Here is a 15,267-nt window from a genome sequence, read left to right on the forward strand (position 1 = left end):
GTGAGTGTCTGGAGATGTCTTTTAAGCATCGCTGTTTATTTCTCACTCAGGTGTTGGAGTAGAGGCAGGGCAGATGAACAAATGTCCCCTTTTCCTCGTTTCTCTCTCAATAAGGTCTGGCGCACCACGGGTTCCAGACCACATGCGGGGGCGCATTCCCGGGAACTATTCCGGGACCGTTGCCATTGCCATGTTGGTAGATGAGCGAATAGCCCGGGGGGCACCCTCTGGAGTCGAGCATCCAGTTAACTGAATTGCCCAGAATCCAGGTGTGTGAAGGTCCATAGACCAGCACTATAAGTGACCACAGATCAGACAGTGGCATGGAGCCCGGAACAGAGATCATCCAGTTGACAGAATTGGTCAACGTCATGGCCACTCCAGCGGATGCCGCGACAAAAACGTTCTTCACGTCCACATAGTAGGTAAGGGTGCTGAATCGATCCTGTGCGGTGATGTACGCGCCGCCGTTACGAAGACCGGTGACCTTTCCATTTGCATCGACCGAGACCTGAGCCGGATTGCTGGAGGTGTAGCGGATCGGGGGGACTCCATAGGATGCGGGACGATTTTCGGTATTGCCCGGGAAATCAGGCCCCACTTTCTGCCACCCCATCTCAATCCTGAGTCCGTGCAGGTTCATAGTGGTTTGGTTAACTTGCAGCGGTCGGCGCAGGGTGAAAGATCGTTCGTGTGATGTCAGGTTATCGCCGTACTTCGCTCGTAACCGGATTGTGTTCAGCGCGTCATACTTGGCAACCTTCACGGGCTCCGAAAAATCGCCGTTAGCGTCTGTCGTTACCGTCGCCTCCACCACGCCATTCACCAGAATCTCGACTTGCTCCTGGATGCTTGCATGCCCGTGTACGGTGATAGTGGTGGCAATCGTAGTGTCGCCTTGTGGAATATCACGACCCTGCGGGTCTTTCAGCGCATCGATATGCGGCTGTAGTTCAATCAGCGAATCGACGATATACGCTTGCCCGGGAAATGCTACGGCCGTTTCCCTGTCAGGCTCTCGGTTCACATTCACCTGGAAGAAGATGTGTAAGGTGGTTTCATCTTTCAGATTGCGAAGCCAGTCGAGCGGCAATGCCAGTCTCAGGCCCCTCTCGGTACCCGTCAGTTCGCCTTTAAGGGCTTCATGCCGAACCACTTCACCTTGGGTGTTGGTTCCTTCAAACATCAGGTATTGAGGTTGTCCTGAACGTTGCCCCGGCCACTCATCCACTACCAGTTCATTGGCAGCCGTCAGTTTTTTTACTTCCACAATCCCGGATACTCCGCTGATCCGGGGCGTCGGAAGCCGACTGTCTTCGGGGGCGATCGGGGCGATCACAATTTCCACAGCCGGGGATGAAGCGGCTTTTTTCCCGTTGCGCCTCAAGTTCCAGCGCAGTTGTATCGTCTTTCCCTGGTTGGCAACAAGAAACCGAGGGTCGAGCACCCAGTTGGCGCGTTTGTTTTGGTTCAAAGGAATAAGCGAGAACAGTGGCGAGTCGTTTGGCGCCTTGATGTGTATCAGTCTCGCCCGGTCTTCCTTTATCGCCGCGAGGAATTCGGCCCTTATCGTCCGCTCCCCGTCCAAGGGGTGAATCGGCTGGGGGACTCCTACCAGAAACGGCAGCTCGAGGACGATGTCTTTCTCATCCCCAATCTTTAAACCCAGCAGATCGGAAACCACCTCGACTTTACCCGGGTTGGTGATTTTGCATTGCAGCGTCAATGGGGCACCGGCGTAAGGGGCTATGTATTTGGTTGGCACCTGGAAGATGAGCGGCAGCGTCGGGTCGGTGACGATCAGTTGGAAAATAAACAGGATCGCAATACCGTCCGAGTCAATGGTTTGCCAACATAATTCGGCCTTCGCGCCCGCTTTCATGGGCCAATACGTGGCGAACTCCACCTTCGCCAAGGTCGTATCCGCTGGCAGGGTATCGTTGCTCTCCAGCGGCTCGACCATCGGCAGGCCCAATGGCAGGGACGTACCGGTGATGGTGATACCCGCGTGTTTCGATGGTTGAGGGTTGCCTGTTCTGACCACTTGATAGAACGCCTGCGCCGAGCCTCGGATCAGGTTGCGAACCCACTCATTGGGAACCTCGAAGACCACGGTTCTGGTCGCGGCAGTCAGCGTCCTGCTGAAGGTGTGGGTGGCCAGGTCGCCACCATTCGTGATCCCTTCAAATGTCAGTTCGAGCAGTTCATCTTTTGCAAACACACCGGTGACCAGTATCCGCAGGGTACCGCCCACGAGCCAATCGTGATGAACCACATCGTCGGGATCGGCCTGTTCAAAAATCGGTGCGGTCAGCAGCACTATCCCTGGCTTGAAAACCAGGATCAGCGAATCCGACCAGCCGCTCGAATTCTTCACGACATCGAACACTTCCCAGCGCACGATCACCGTATTGCCAGGCGGCAAACTGGCGAGCATTTCAGGTGTCAATTCAAAGACCACGTCACCCAACGCAGTGACGGTGGACTCGAGGAGCAGCGTTCCAAAGGCAAGGACGACCACATCACCGATTTGCTGGTTGTAATACGCCAGCACGGTCACGAACATGCCTTCATCGACCACGGTTTTATCAATGACGGATTCCGAAGCGACGGGCAGCTTGAGGCCCTGGTTGAAGGGTTTACCGCCGTCTGTGTCCGGTTCACCCGGCGCCGGGTATTTATAAAACAGCGGCACAGGTGGCGATTGTTCGGTGTCGTTTCCGCTCACACGCTCAACTTCGAACCAGAATTGCTTGTTCTCCGATAGCAGCGGTGCAAACCTGGCTTCCATGTCTGTGGCGGAAATATAGAAAGGAATGTTTTTCGCGTTGCCTTCGGCATCGAAGTGGGCTTCGGTGACGGAAAATTCAGCGACGGGAGCGTTTTTTGTTTCGATGTAAACCGTGATGTAGTCGCCGATGGCCATGTTCAGATAGGCCAGGATGTAAACCAGTAAACCGTCTCGGTCGCCGTGCACCATGTTGATGTTGATCCCCAACGCACCGTCGCTCTGCGGTTTGTAGCCCGGCGGGTAGGGCGGGTCTACGGCCAGCACGCCGATGCCGCGATCGGGCGGGAATACAACGACTTGTCCATTGGAGGCGAGGTCAGCGTTTGTCAGGGGGCTGTTCATGAATGCATACCTTCCATAGAGGCGCCCGGCTGCCCGATTGGGCGGCACCGATACGGAAGGATTAGATAATCGGCGTGAGTGTTTGCCTACTGTCAGATCTGACAGGTGCGCACAGGTTTTAGACGAGTGGTCATACCGCTCACATCGGCTCCGGTGGCCCGATCAACCGCCCCATCACCCCAAATAGCCCCAACTCCCGGATCACCTCCAGTTCCCCTTTGGTCTCGACCATTTCCGCAATCAACGGCAGATCAATGCTGTTGGTCGCCCGGTATATCGCATCGATAAACAACCGCTTGTCACTCTGCTGATCGATACCCCGAATGTACGCCCCATCGATTTTCAAGTACGCCAACCCCAGCTGCGTCAGGTTGCCGATCTGGCTGAAGCTGCCGCCGAAATGCTGCAAACCGATGCGGTAACCGGTGTTGAGCAGGCTGTGGCTCAGGTGTTGCAGTTCTTTGGGGGGCGGCAGTTGGCGTTCGTCGATTTCCAGGGTCAGCAGAGGCGCCAGTTCCGGCAATGATTCGAGTATGTCGCAGATCAGTTTCAGCTGGGTCTGGTCGCGCAGGGTGCTGCCGGACAGGCTCAGCGCGAGCGGCCAGCGGTTGGCGGCGAGGTATTCGAGGGTGGTTTCGAGCATCGCCAGATCGAACCGCGCCGACCAGCCGAGGCGTTCGATCCACGGCAGGAAATGCCCGGCGGCAACGGCCTCGCCCTGCGGGTCGAGCAAGCGCGCGAGGACTTTGTGGTGCAGCACCTGACTGGTGTCGGCGCATTGCACCACCGGTTGGAAATACAACTGCATCTTGCCTTCGGTCAGCGCATCGTCGATCCAGTTGCGCCAATCATGCTGAGAATGATTCGGCGCAGTATCGACCTGGGCCTGGTATATCCATGGCCGCTCGGGATGTTGCCGGGCCTGGGTCAGCGCTTGGTCGAGGCGCAGCAGCACATCATTTGCCGGTTCGCCCGGGTGGTAGGCGACGATGCCCAGGTGCGCCACGGGCATGCAGTCGCTGGCGCCGGTCAGGCGCAGGTTTTCCAGGGTGGCGCTGATTTCGGAGGCCAGGCGCGCGGCCCCCCTACTGTCCAGACCCGGCGTCAGCAAGCTGAATTCGCCACCGCGATTGCGCGCCGCGAGCCAGGTACGACGTTCTGCAGGTTGCGTCAGGCGCTTGAGCAACTCGCCGACGGCGCTGATCAGGGCATCGGTGCGCTGGCCACCCAGGCGTTGATTGAGGCCGATCAGGTCGTTGATCCGCAGCATCAGCAAATGACCGTCGCGGCTTTGCTCGGAATCCAGTAATTGGTCGGCCAGTTGTTCATCCAGCAAGCGCCGGTTGGCCAGGCCCGTAAGGTTGTCCTGATAGGATTCGGAGCGCAGTTTTTCGCTGCGCGCGGCCTCTTCGGCGAACAGCGCTTTGAGTTTTTCGACCATCTGGTTCATGGCCAGCACCACGCGTTTGAGCTCCGGCGTGCGCGGCAATTTTGGCAAGCTGCGGAACTCGCGTTTACTGATGGCTTCCGCCTGTTTGACCATGTTGTCGAGCGGGCGCAATTGCCGGCGTAATAGCCAGCCTCCGAACACGGCGCTGAGTAATCCGCAAATCAGCAGCCAGATCAGGCTGCCGAGGGAGCTGTCCCAGAGTTTGGCCAGGGCGAACTGCGGGTTGCTCAGCACTTCGACCCGGGCTGCCTGGTCCCAGCCACGCGTGACCAGTGCATCGCCACCTTGTGGGCGCAGGTTCACCAGACTGACGAACCAGCCGGGTACACCCTCGATTTGCGCTGGTACGCTGCGCTCCACCAGCACTTGTTCATTCTCGATGCTGATGACCCGGATGCTGCTGAAATAGCCACTGTCGAAAATCGAGCTGACCATCAATTCGATCATCGCCGGGTCGTCGATCTGCGCGGTCAACGACAGGCCCAGCGCCGTGGCGGCGTCCTGGGCGTGGGAGCGCAACTGACTGAGCATCTGTTCACGGGAGCTTTCCAGGCTGACAAAAAAACTGCCGCTGAAGGCCACCAGCAAGAACAGGCAAATGGCGAGGAACAACTGTTTGCGCAGTGACATGAAAACACTCCTTGCAGTGGCGGCTAGCCTTCGCCCACGGCGAACCCTTCGATTTGCATCTTTTTCAATACGTCTTGCCAGCGCGACAGTTTTTTCGAGTCGCTGCTGCGTTTACCACCATTGGCTCCCGGCAAGTACAGGCCTTCGGCGTTGAAGGCGTACACCGGCAGCAAGTCTTTGCGTTGGGAGGCGGGGCGGATCTCGTCGATCAGGTTGTCCAGCACCAGCGGATCGGCCGTGGGGCTGCTGTAGAAGGTCAACACCATGTGCGCCTGGTTCTGGGTCAGGGCCTTGACGTAGGTGATGCGTAGTTTTTCGCTGGGAATCCCGAGGTGACGCAGGCTGAAGTATTTCGCCAGGGCGAAGTCTTCGCAGTCGCCTGCGGCTTTGATCAAGGACTCCACGGGCGTGGCCCAGTAATCGGTCTGATGCCAGATGCGCGTGTCATCCTGAAAACTCAGTCGCTGATTGAAGAAGTGATTGACCGCGTTCAGTTGTTCGCGCTCAGGCTGGTTGCGTTCGCTTTGCAGCATTTGGCTCCAGGCCTCGATCCGTCCCTGTGCCTCGCCAAGGGGGCCGTAGCGTTTTTCGGCCGTTTGCAGAACCTGCGCAAAATCCCAGTCGGCCCAGGCACTGCCCAACCCGGCCAGTAGAAAACTCGCCAGCAGCAGCCATCCGCCGAACCGAAGTCGGAGCGTTGACCATCCTGGACTACGCGGACTGCGGGGCATGTCTGGCTGCTCGGGTGCAGATGTCTGAAGTCTAGGCGGTGTTTACGGGGCGGTCGGGTAGGTCGTCGGACGAAAGGATGTCGGCGGGTTGTTTCCTGTGGCGAGGGAGCTTGCTCCCGTTCGGCTGCGCAGCAGTCGCCAAACCGATCAATGAGGTGTGTCAGGAGAAGGCGGGTTGCAGGTTTTGGGGCTGCTTCGCAACCCAGCGGGAGCAAGCTCCCTCGCCACAAAAGCCTCGAGCCATCGATAGGAATCAGGGTTTATGCAGGGTTTTCTGCTTGAGGATATAAACCGTCACCAGCACCGCACTGGTCAGCATGAACCCGCGCGCCCACGGCAGGGGCACCAGGTAGCAGGAGAACAGGATGCTCGTCCACATCAACCCGATGGTGTAGACCTTGCCCTTGAGCGGAATGCCGTTGCCGTCCAGATAGTCGCGAATCCAGGGTCCAAGCCGTGGATGTTCAACCAGCCAGTGATAGAAACGCGGCGAACTGCGGGCGAAGCAGGCTGCCGCCAACAGCAGGAACGGTGTGGTGGGCAGCACCGGCAGGAAAATCCCGATTACCCCCAGCGCTACGCTCAGCCAGCCGATGGCCAGCAGCACGTAGCGCAACATCAGGGGGCGGTTGCCTATGGGGTTGTCCATAGGCAAAACCTTAGTGGTGACGTGGCTTGAGGATCGCCGGTTTTTCGTCTGGCGCGTTGCACAGCAAGTACAGCGCGGTCAGGGCTTCCGGGATTTGCACGATCATGTCGTCCATCAGGTTGGCGTCGGCCGCGATGTCGGAGAACTCAGGCTGTTCGTCGAACAGACCCGAACCGACCATGATCGGCAGCAGCATTTCACTGACTTCGTCTTCGGCAGTTTCGAACCAGGCGGCTTCGCGCAGGAACACGCCTTCCATGAAACCGATGCACCAGCCACGCAGGTCGGAATCGTCCGGGTCATCGCCCAGGTCGAGGTCGCATGGCAGCTCGAACTCTTCGTCGGACGCCAGTTGGCGGGCGATGTGAGCCTTGAGCAGCACCAGGGTGGATTCGATCGCTTCACGCTCGGTGTCGTCGGCGTAATGCGGCTCTTCGGCGAACAGCGCGTCGATCCACTCACGGTCGGGAACGCTTTCGGAGCAGATCGACAGCGCAGTGAGGTAGCCGTGGGCGGCCACGTAGTCCAGCGCCTCGTCATGCAGCTCGTCGGCGTCGAGGAAGACTTGCAGGCGGGTTAGTTGCTCAGCGAAGGACATTAAAGGGCTACCTTGGGGAATATACGATGCGGGAATTCTAGGCCTTCTTGAGCGCTCAGGCCAGCCGCGCGGCATATTTGCTCCCGCGGTTGGCTTGTGTGCGTCTTATCAGCGGCGCCCTTTGCAAGGGAGGGCTCGGGTATACTCGCGCGTTTTGTGATGCCCTGCTGGCGTCACGGCTGAAATATGCTGCGTCATGCAATGCGCACTTACGATTTGTTTGTGCAGCTTTCGTGGTTCTGAACCAGCCTTGCAGGGATGTTTCGGTGATTTTTGGAGTTTTTATGCTCGAACAGGCTCAACGCGTCCTCAAGGACATCTTCGGCTACGACAGTTTCCGTGGCCGTCAGGGTGCAATCATTGAGCGCGTGGCCAGTGGCGGCGACGCCCTGGTGCTGATGCCTACCGGGGGCGGCAAGTCCTTGTGCTTCCAGGTGCCGGCGCTGCTGCGCGAAGGCCTGGCGGTGGTGGTGTCGCCGCTGATCGCGCTGATGGACGATCAGGTCGCCACCCTCGAAGAGCTGGGCGTCGCCGCGGCGTCGTTGAACTCCACCCTGAGCGCCGAGCAGCAGCGTGATCTTGCTGCACGGATCAAGCGCGGCGAGGTGAAAATGCTCTACCTGGCGCCCGAACGCCTGGTGCAGCCACGGATGCTGGCCTTCCTGCAAAGCCTCGAAATCGCCCTGTTCGCCATCGACGAAGCGCACTGCGTGTCCCAATGGGGCCACGACTTCCGTCGCGAATACCTGCAACTGGGCCAGTTGGCGGAATTGTTCCCCAACGTCCCGCGCATCGCCCTGACCGCCACCGCCGACAAGCGCACCCGGGAAGAAATCGTCGATCGTCTGCATTTGCAGGATGCCGAGCGTTTCCTGTCGAGTTTCGACCGCCCGAATATTTTCTATCGCATCGTGCCCAAGGAGCAGCCGCGCAAGCAGTTGCTGACGTTCCTCGCCGAGCGGCGCAGCGATGCCGGTATCGTCTACTGCCTGTCGCGCAAAAAGGTCGACGAAGTGGCGGTGTTCCTCAGTGAGCAAGGCTTCCCGGCGCTGCCGTACCACGCCGGTCTGGCCAACGAAACCCGGGCGCATCACCAAAAACGCTTCCTCAACGAGGAAGGCCTGATCATGGTCGCCACCGTGGCGTTCGGCATGGGCATCGACAAGCCCAACGTGCGTTTTGTGGCTCACCTCGACTTGCCGAAGTCCCTTGAGGCGTATTACCAGGAAACCGGTCGCGGCGGTCGTGACGGTCTGCCGGCGGATGCCTGGATGGCGTACGGCCTGCAAGACGTGGTGATGCTCAAGCAGATGCTGCAAAACTCCGAAGGCGACGAACGCCACAAGCGTCTGGAGCAGCACAAACTCGACGCCATGCTCTCGCTCTGTGAGGAAACCCGCTGCCGCCGCCAGACCCTGCTGGCGTACTTCGACGAAGACATGCCCGAGCCCTGCGGCCACTGCGACAACTGTGTCGACGGCGTGCAGACCTGGGACGCCACCGAGCCGGCCCGCCAGGCGTTGTCGGCGATCTACCGCACCGGTCAGCGTTATGGCGTCGGCCATCTGGTGGACGTGTTGCTGGGCAAGGACAACGAAAAGGTCCGCAGTTTCGGTCATCAGCATTTGTCGGTATACGGCGTAGGCAAAGCGCTGGGCGAAAGTGAATGGCGCTCCTTGTTCCGACAACTTGTTGCTCGCGGTCTGGCGGACATCGACCTCGAAGGCTACGGCGGGCTGCGCCTGAGCGATACCTGCCGGCCGCTGCTCAAGGGCGAAGTGACCCTGGAACTGCGCCGCGACCTCAAGCCGCAAACCACCGCCAAAAGCAGTAAGAGCCAGGCGAGCCAACTGGTCCGCTTCGAGGAGCGCGAACAGTGGGAAGCCCTGCGTGCCTTGCGCCGCAAACTGGCCGAAGAACATGGCGTGCCGCCGTATGTCATCTTCCCCGATTCGACGTTGCTGGAAATGCTCCGCAGCCAGCCGACCTCGCTGGCGGAAATGGCCACGGTCAGCGGTGTCGGCGCGCGCAAACTGGAACGTTACGGCGAGGCTTTCCTCGAAGTGCTCGGCGGTCAGGTCGAGGCGCCGAAAGTGGTGGCCGATGTGCGCCACGAGTTGATCACGCTGGCCCGGGCCGGCATGACACCGCTGCAGATCGCCGGTCAGCTGCAATGCTCGGAAAAGAACGTCTACACGATGCTCGCCGAGGCCATCGGCAAGCAGCAGCTGTCACTGGAACAGGCGCTGGACCTGCCTGAAGAGTTGATGGGCGAAGTTCAGGACGCCTTCCTCGACGGCGAAGGCGAGTTGCCGCCGGTGGCGGAGATCGCCGCGTTGTTCGCAGGACGGGTGCCGGAAGGCGTTTTGTATTGCGTTCGTGCGGCGCTGCAGTCGGAATTCGAAATTTGAATGACCTGTCGCGCAGATGTAACGATTCAGTACAGAGCAAACCTTGCCTATAGCCAAAGGTCATGCTTAGCTGACTAATAATTAGTTTTTCTCTATTTCAGTCTAACCATGAGTGTTTTATGCCGTTAACCGATCAACACCGCTTTGGCATGCAACTGGCCCAGATGTCTCGGGGCTGGCGTGCCGAACTGGACCGCCGACTGGCTGGCCTGGGCCTGTCCCAGGCGCGCTGGCTGGTGCTGCTGCACCTGGCGCGTTTCGATGATGCTCCCACCCAGCGTGAACTGGCGCAAAGCGTCGGCGTCGAAGGGCCTACCCTGGCTCGACTGCTCGATAGCCTGGAAAGTCAGGGCCTGGTGCAACGCCAATCGGTGCTGGAAGACCGTCGGGCGAAAAAAATCGTCCTCTGTGCCCCGGCCCGCCCCTTGATCGAACAAATTGAAACCATTGCCACGCAACTGCGCCACGAATTGTTCGAAGGCGTTGATGAGGCGGATTTGAAGGTCTGCATGCGTGTCCACGCGCACATCCTGGGCAACCTGGAAAAATCTTGAGGCACAACCACGCGTCGGACTTTTGAGATACCCCGTTGGGCAGACTATAAAGAACTACTAGGCAATATCGTGTTCGTACCGGATGTGCGAATGCATACAGGTTGGTTCTGGTTATCTAAGGGATGCTCATGCTCGAGAGTTGGCACGTTGTATTGCGGTGTTGCACCCGGCTGCTGCTGGTCGGTGGTGCCGTCACTTACTCGGCATTGGCCCCCGCGCTAGGCTTGGGTGAGATCACCCAGCATTCGGCGTTGAATCAGCCATTCAGCGCCGATATCGCCCTGGTGGACGTTGGGGGGCTGGAGGAGGGCGAGCTGTCGGTCAGCCTGGCGACGGCGGAAGAATTCAGCCGCGCCGGTGTCGAGCGGGTGTTCTTCCTCAATAACCTGAAGTTCACGCCGATCCTGCGGGGCAACCGCAACCTGATCCGGGTGACGTCCAGTAAGCCGGTCAAGGAACCCTTTCTGAATTTTCTGGTGCAGCTCAATCAGCCCAATGGGCGTTTGCTGCGCGAGTACACCGTGCTGATCGATCCGCCGGGTTCACCTGGGATTGTTCCCGTCAACGACGACCCCGCGCCGAGCCCTCAGGATTCCGCGTTCCCGTCTGTTGAACCGGCTGTTGCACCGCCACCTGCGGTGAATAGTTCGGCACCCAAGCCTGATGTCGATAAATCAGCCGCTACGCCGGCGAGTGATCCTGTTGCCGAACAACTGGCCACCAGCGTGCTGCAAAACCAGCAGCTGCAAAAGACCATCGATGAACTCAATGCGAAGCTGCAGGCGCAGGACGAGCAGATCGCCGTTCAGAAAAAACAGGTGTCTGAGCTGCAAACCCAACTGACGGAAGTCAAACAGGCGTCGGCGGCGCCTGCCGCACCCGAGGTGCCGGCGCCGGTTCCGGTGGTTGTCGAGACGTCCGAAGCATCCCATTGGCCGCTGATCATCGGGTTGCTGTTGTTGGTGGCCCTGGTGTCGCTCGCAGTGTTCATTCGCCGTCAACGACAGCAGGTTCAGGCCTTACCCGAGCTGCTACCCGTGCAGCCGTCGCGTCATGAACCGGTGCTCAGCCGCACGGCAGAACCGGCCAGGCCAGCCGCCCAGGCGCGATCGGTGGCCGGCTCGGCGGATGAGACTGTCGCAGGCGACGTGCTGGAGGGGGTTAGTATCTACCTCGCCTATGGCCGATTGTCCGAGGCAGCCGGACTGTTGCGAGAGGCGTTGGTCAAGGAACCCCAGCGCACCGACCTGGCCGTGCAGCTGCTGGAGGTTCTTGGTAACCAGGGTGACGTGCAAGCGTATGACGCGCAGGAAAGTAGCCTGCGTGACGCCGGGTTTGACACACAGCAACTTCAGGACATCCGCAACCGCCATCCGAAACTGATCGATGCCGTGCCGGTGACCACCGCGGTGGCAGTGGCTCCGTCCACGCCTGCAATCCCAGCGGCACCGAGCGATGAGTTTCAGCTGAACCTCGACGACCTGTCGATGGATGCGAACTGGGACCTGATCAGCCCCTTCGACAACTCACCGCCCAGCGCCAAACCATCGAATGAGCCATCACCGGCAGACGAGCCCGGGTTCACTTCGAATCTGCATGTGTTGCCCGATGTCTTCGAAATACCCGACGAGCCGACGCTGGATGAGCCCGAGCTTGAATGGGTCGCCGAACCTGACTCGCAATCTCTGGACGAGACCTTTCTCAACGAATTCAGCGATCCCGGCCAGCCGCTGGAGCTTGAACCGCTGAATGCTGAGTTGATGGATCTTGAACCGGTCGAGCCGAGCAGCGCCGGCAAACTCGAACAGGCCCAGACCTGCATTGACGACGGCGACCTGGACAGCGCCATCGAGCTGCTGAACGAGTTGCTCAAGGAAGGCGACGAGCCACTGAAGGAGACGGCCCGAACGCTGTTGGCGGGTATTCGATAACACCCCTCCCCGTGTAGGAGCGAGGTTTGCCCGCGAAAGGGACGGCGCGGCTTATCAGAATGACCGCATTATCGTTCTTCGCGGGCAAGCCTCGCTCCTACAGGGGAGGCGGCTCCCTCAGGCAGAGGAGTTTTGCCAATCATGACCGCACGTAAACCGGAAATCGTCATCACCTACTGCACGCAATGCCAATGGCTGTTGCGCGCCGCCTGGCTGGCCCAGGAACTGCTCAGCACCTTCGGCGACGACCTGGGCAAAGTATCCCTGGTGCCCGGCACCGGCGGGGTGTTCCACATTTTCTGCGACGATGTGCAGCTCTGGGAACGCAAGGCCGACGGCGGTTTCCCCGAGGCCAAGGTGCTCAAGCAGCGGGTCCGCGATCAGATCGATCCGGACCGCGACCTGGGCCACAACGACCGCACTCAGTGAGACGGCGCTTGCGCGGCAACGGTCTTGTGGCTTGAACCGCCGGACAACCGGCTGGAAACCACGATGGCCACGATGATCAACGCGCCGCCGATCAGCATGCGCAGCGTCGGGTTTTCATCGAACAACAACCAGGCCAGGGTGATGCCGTAAACCGGCTCCAGGGCAAACACCACTGACGCGGTCCGGGCCTTGATCACTGCCAGGCTGGCGACGAACAGGCTGTGAGCGACGCCGGTGCAGAACACCCCGAGCAGGCCAATCCACAGCCAGTCGATGGCGCGTACTTCGCTCAACTGCGGCATCGCCACCGGCAGCAGGCAGATCGCAACCACTACGTTCTGACACAGCGCCGCCTGCACCGGCGGGATTCGCCCGGAGCTGGCGCGGTTGGTCAGGGACAGCAGGGAGAACAGCAGGCCGGAGGCCACTGCCCACAACAGGCCGGTGGTGGCGCCGCTGGCCAGATCGAAGTCCGGTGTGACCAGTACCAAACCGATGCTGACCAGCACCACCAGCAAGATTTCATTGGCGCGGATGCGCTCGCGGAAAATCAGCCCTTCGAGGATCACGGTAAACGCCGGGAAACTGGCAAAGCCCAGGGTCGCGATCGCCACCCCGGCCACCTTCACCGCAATGAAGAAACTCACCCAGTGCCCGGTCAGCAGCAAGCCGCTGAGCAACAGGCGGCGCCAGTCCACGGCGTCGAGTGTTTGCCAACGGGTATTACTGGCGAACCGGGCGAAAAACGCCAGGGCGAGGACGGCAAACGCGGCACGACCGAACACGATGATCGCCGGTGAGGCGGCGGCAAGTTTGCCGAACACGCCGGTCAGGCCGAACATCAGTGCACCGATATGCAGAGCGCCAAGGGCGGTACGGGGAGTCATTGCAGTCCTTGAATAACGTATCGAATCTGGCCGACGACACCGTCGACCTGTGTAGGAGCAGCCTTCGGCAACTCCTACACAATGAACGATGTGCTTGCGGGTGTCTGTCGCCAGACTCGCGTTATTTGTCGCCAGCCTCGCGGCGCAATTTACCGGGTGAGGCGCCGAATTCACGCAGCACTGCTGCGGCGAATGCGCTCTGGGAGCTGTAGCCGACCCGACACGCGATCTCGCCAATGGGTAGCGCCGAATCGCGTAACAAGCGCACGGCGATGTGCAGCCGGCGACTGCGGATGTAGTCCATCGGCGTTTGCCCGCATTCCGCCACGAACCGCGCGTGCAAGCGAGCGCTGGACAGGCCGGCAATACGCGCCAGGTCGGCGACTTGCAGTGGATAGGCCGCGTATTGATCGATGTGAGCATTGAGCGCCGCATACGGTAGACGCCGACCGCCGACCGTGTCGGGCTTGGCGTTGTTGAGGCTGGCCAGCAGCAACACCGCGCCTTGTTGGGCGATCAGCGGATCGCTGATCGGGCTGCCCGCCAGCCAGCTCACCAATTGGCTTTGCCCGGCGTCCAGCGACAGGCGCCCGGCATTGTCGAGCAAGCGGCGGCTGGCCTTGGCGTGGTCCCCCAGCGACTGAGACACCCACTGATCGCTCGGCACATCCAGCACCAGGCAACGGCTGCCATGGGCACTGTCGCAGGCATGATGCGCCCCGGACGGCACCACCACGAAACTCTGCTGAACCACCTGACTGCCAAGCCCCTCGACCTCGAAATCCAGTGCACCCGACAGCCCGAATACCAGTTGCGCGTGGTCGTGGCTGTGGACGATCAGGTCGTGGGTGTATTGGCGCAGGGTGAGGATCGGTCTCATCGCAGGTCTCGTGGCGATATTGATGAGTGAAGCCGCCAGTCTACACCGAGGCCCTGCGTTCGCGCGTTGTCACAGGACTGACTTGCGATTGTCATGGGCAATTAACCCGACCGGCGCAAGCTTGCCAAAACTTGTCCAGAGGGTTGCCCATGACCAGCGCCGAGCTCGCCAAACCCAGCCGTAAGCAACGTGTGCGGACCTTATGGATTTCCGACGTGCATTTGGGCACACGGGACTGCCAGGCCGAACACCTGTCTCAGTTTCTCAAGGGCTACCATGCCGACAGGATTTACCTGGTCGGTGACATCATCGACGGCTGGAAGCTGCGCAGCGGCATGTATTGGCCCCAGGCGCACACCAATGTGATTCGTCGCCTGTTGACCATGAGCAAGCGCGGCACGGAAGTGATCTACGTCACCGGCAACCATGACGAATTCCTGCGCCGTTATTCGAAACTGATGCTGGGCAATATCCAGCTGGTGGACGAAGCCGTGCACGTGACCGCCGATGGTCGTCATCTGCTGGTGATTCATGGCGATCAGTTCGACGTGATTACTCGCTATCACCGCTGGCTGGCGTTCCTCGGCGACTCGGCCTACGAATTTACCCTGACCCTCAACCGCTGGCTCAACCATTGGCGGGCCCGTTATGGCTACGGCTATTGGTCGTTGTCGGCGTACCTCAAGCACAAGGTCAAGACCGCCGTCAGTTTCATCAGCGATTTTGAGGAAGCCATTGCCCACGAATGCGTCAAACGCGAGTTGCATGGCGTGGTGTGTGGGCACATTCACCATGCCGAAATTCGCAAGGTTGGCGAGGTGGACTACCTCAATTGCGGGGATTGGGTGGAATCGTGCACGGCGCTGATCGAGCATTGGGACGGCTCGATCGAGTTGTACCGGTTGGCCGATGCCCAAGCGCGGGAGGCGGAATTGAAGGCAATTAAAGTCGCAGAGCCGGCTTAAAAGCAAAGTCAAAAGATCT

The 15,267-nt window shown here is 59.9% G+C and carries 12 protein-coding genes; 5 read left to right on the forward strand and 7 right to left on the reverse strand.

Features of this window, described 5'->3' with window-relative positions; translation table 11 throughout:
* Positions 1–106: 106 nt before the first annotated feature.
* The 5 genes from AC07V0_RS15970 to AC07V0_RS15990 all read right to left on the reverse strand — a co-directional run bounded on the left by AC07V0_RS15970 (position 107) and on the right by AC07V0_RS15990 (position 7,191).
* Complete coding sequence (locus tag AC07V0_RS15970) at positions 107–3,133, reverse strand: Ig-like domain-containing protein (RefSeq protein ID WP_086946381.1); 3,027 nt, start codon at positions 3,131–3,133, stop codon at positions 107–109.
* Positions 3,134–3,272: 139 nt separating this feature from the next.
* Positions 3,273–5,213 carry a cyclic di-GMP receptor LapD gene (gene lapD, locus AC07V0_RS15975; protein WP_086946380.1) on the reverse strand — a complete coding sequence of 647 codons (1,941 nt, stop codon included), beginning with the start codon at positions 5,211–5,213 and terminating at the stop codon, positions 3,273–3,275.
* Positions 5,214–5,236: 23 nt separating this feature from the next.
* Positions 5,237–5,944: a cysteine protease LapG gene (gene lapG, locus AC07V0_RS15980; RefSeq protein WP_064619589.1), complete on the reverse strand. Its 708-nt coding sequence runs from the start codon at positions 5,942–5,944 to the stop codon at positions 5,237–5,239.
* 253 nt (positions 5,945–6,197) lie between these two features.
* On the reverse strand, positions 6,198–6,593 hold the full coding sequence (locus AC07V0_RS15985) for a YbaN family protein (protein ID WP_018929918.1): 396 nt from the start codon (positions 6,591–6,593) through the stop codon (positions 6,198–6,200).
* Positions 6,594–6,603: 10 nt separating this feature from the next.
* Positions 6,604–7,191: a UPF0149 family protein gene (locus AC07V0_RS15990; protein WP_007938492.1), complete on the reverse strand. Its 588-nt coding sequence runs from the start codon at positions 7,189–7,191 to the stop codon at positions 6,604–6,606.
* A 284-nt stretch (positions 7,192–7,475) separates the two neighbouring features.
* Here AC07V0_RS15990 and recQ point away from each other — a divergent pair, with 284 nt between their 5' ends.
* The 4 genes from recQ to AC07V0_RS16010 all read left to right on the forward strand — a co-directional run bounded on the left by recQ (position 7,476) and on the right by AC07V0_RS16010 (position 12,516).
* Positions 7,476–9,602: a DNA helicase RecQ gene (gene recQ, locus AC07V0_RS15995; protein ID WP_086946379.1), complete on the forward strand. Its 2,127-nt coding sequence runs from the start codon at positions 7,476–7,478 to the stop codon at positions 9,600–9,602.
* A 119-nt stretch (positions 9,603–9,721) separates the two neighbouring features.
* Positions 9,722–10,156: a MarR family transcriptional regulator gene (locus tag AC07V0_RS16000; RefSeq protein ID WP_018929920.1), complete on the forward strand. Its 435-nt coding sequence runs from the start codon at positions 9,722–9,724 to the stop codon at positions 10,154–10,156.
* Positions 10,157–10,284: 128 nt separating this feature from the next.
* Positions 10,285–12,087, forward strand: coding sequence for a motility hub landmark protein FimV (locus AC07V0_RS16005; protein ID WP_086946378.1), 1,803 nt, complete (start codon positions 10,285–10,287; stop codon positions 12,085–12,087).
* Positions 12,088–12,228: 141 nt separating this feature from the next.
* A complete protein-coding gene (locus tag AC07V0_RS16010) occupies positions 12,229–12,516 on the forward strand; it encodes an Rdx family protein (RefSeq protein WP_007895010.1) in 288 nt (95 codons plus the stop codon).
* Here AC07V0_RS16010 and AC07V0_RS16015 read toward each other — a convergent pair.
* The gene (locus AC07V0_RS16015; protein WP_064619586.1) at positions 12,510–13,403 is read right to left on the reverse strand and encodes a DMT family transporter; all 894 of its coding nucleotides are present in this window, start codon (positions 13,401–13,403) and stop codon (positions 12,510–12,512) included. The two genes, AC07V0_RS16010 and AC07V0_RS16015, sit on opposite strands and share 7 nt — an antisense overlap.
* Positions 13,404–13,524: 121 nt before the next feature.
* Positions 13,525–14,283, reverse strand: a complete 759-nt coding sequence (locus AC07V0_RS16020; RefSeq protein WP_495019692.1) for a helix-turn-helix transcriptional regulator — start codon at positions 14,281–14,283, stop codon at positions 13,525–13,527.
* A 149-nt stretch (positions 14,284–14,432) separates the two neighbouring features.
* Here AC07V0_RS16020 and AC07V0_RS16025 point away from each other — a divergent pair, with 149 nt between their 5' ends.
* Positions 14,433–15,248, forward strand: a complete 816-nt coding sequence (locus AC07V0_RS16025; RefSeq protein ID WP_018929924.1) for a UDP-2,3-diacylglucosamine diphosphatase — start codon at positions 14,433–14,435, stop codon at positions 15,246–15,248.
* Positions 15,249–15,267: the final 19 nt, after the last annotated feature.

The sequence above is a fragment of the Pseudomonas sp. GW821-FHT01E10 genome (genome assembly GCF_059422365.1).

Excerpts from the sequence above, each read along its gene's own strand:
- lapG (WP_064619589.1), bottom strand. The coding sequence starts at position 5,944 with ATGCCCCGCAGTCCGCGTAGTCCAGGATGGTCAACGCTCCGACTTCGG.
- AC07V0_RS16015 (WP_064619586.1), bottom strand. The coding sequence starts at position 13,403 with ATGACTCCCCGTACCGCCCTTGGCGCTCTGCATATCGGTGCACTGATG.
- AC07V0_RS16025 (WP_018929924.1), top strand. The coding sequence starts at position 14,433 with ATGACCAGCGCCGAGCTCGCCAAACCCAGCCGTAAGCAACGTGTGCGG.
- AC07V0_RS15985 (WP_018929918.1), bottom strand. The coding sequence starts at position 6,593 with ATGGACAACCCCATAGGCAACCGCCCCCTGATGTTGCGCTACGTGCTG.
- lapD (WP_086946380.1), bottom strand. The coding sequence starts at position 5,213 with ATGTCACTGCGCAAACAGTTGTTCCTCGCCATTTGCCTGTTCTTGCTG.
- AC07V0_RS16005 (WP_086946378.1), top strand. The coding sequence starts at position 10,285 with ATGCTCGAGAGTTGGCACGTTGTATTGCGGTGTTGCACCCGGCTGCTG.
- AC07V0_RS16000 (WP_018929920.1), top strand. The coding sequence starts at position 9,722 with ATGCCGTTAACCGATCAACACCGCTTTGGCATGCAACTGGCCCAGATG.
- recQ (WP_086946379.1), top strand. The coding sequence starts at position 7,476 with ATGCTCGAACAGGCTCAACGCGTCCTCAAGGACATCTTCGGCTACGAC.
- AC07V0_RS16020 (WP_495019692.1), bottom strand. The coding sequence starts at position 14,283 with ATGAGACCGATCCTCACCCTGCGCCAATACACCCACGACCTGATCGTC.
- AC07V0_RS15970 (WP_086946381.1), bottom strand. The coding sequence starts at position 3,133 with ATGAACAGCCCCCTGACAAACGCTGACCTCGCCTCCAATGGACAAGTC.
- AC07V0_RS16010 (WP_007895010.1), top strand. The coding sequence starts at position 12,229 with ATGACCGCACGTAAACCGGAAATCGTCATCACCTACTGCACGCAATGC.
- AC07V0_RS15990 (WP_007938492.1), bottom strand. The coding sequence starts at position 7,191 with ATGTCCTTCGCTGAGCAACTAACCCGCCTGCAAGTCTTCCTCGACGCC.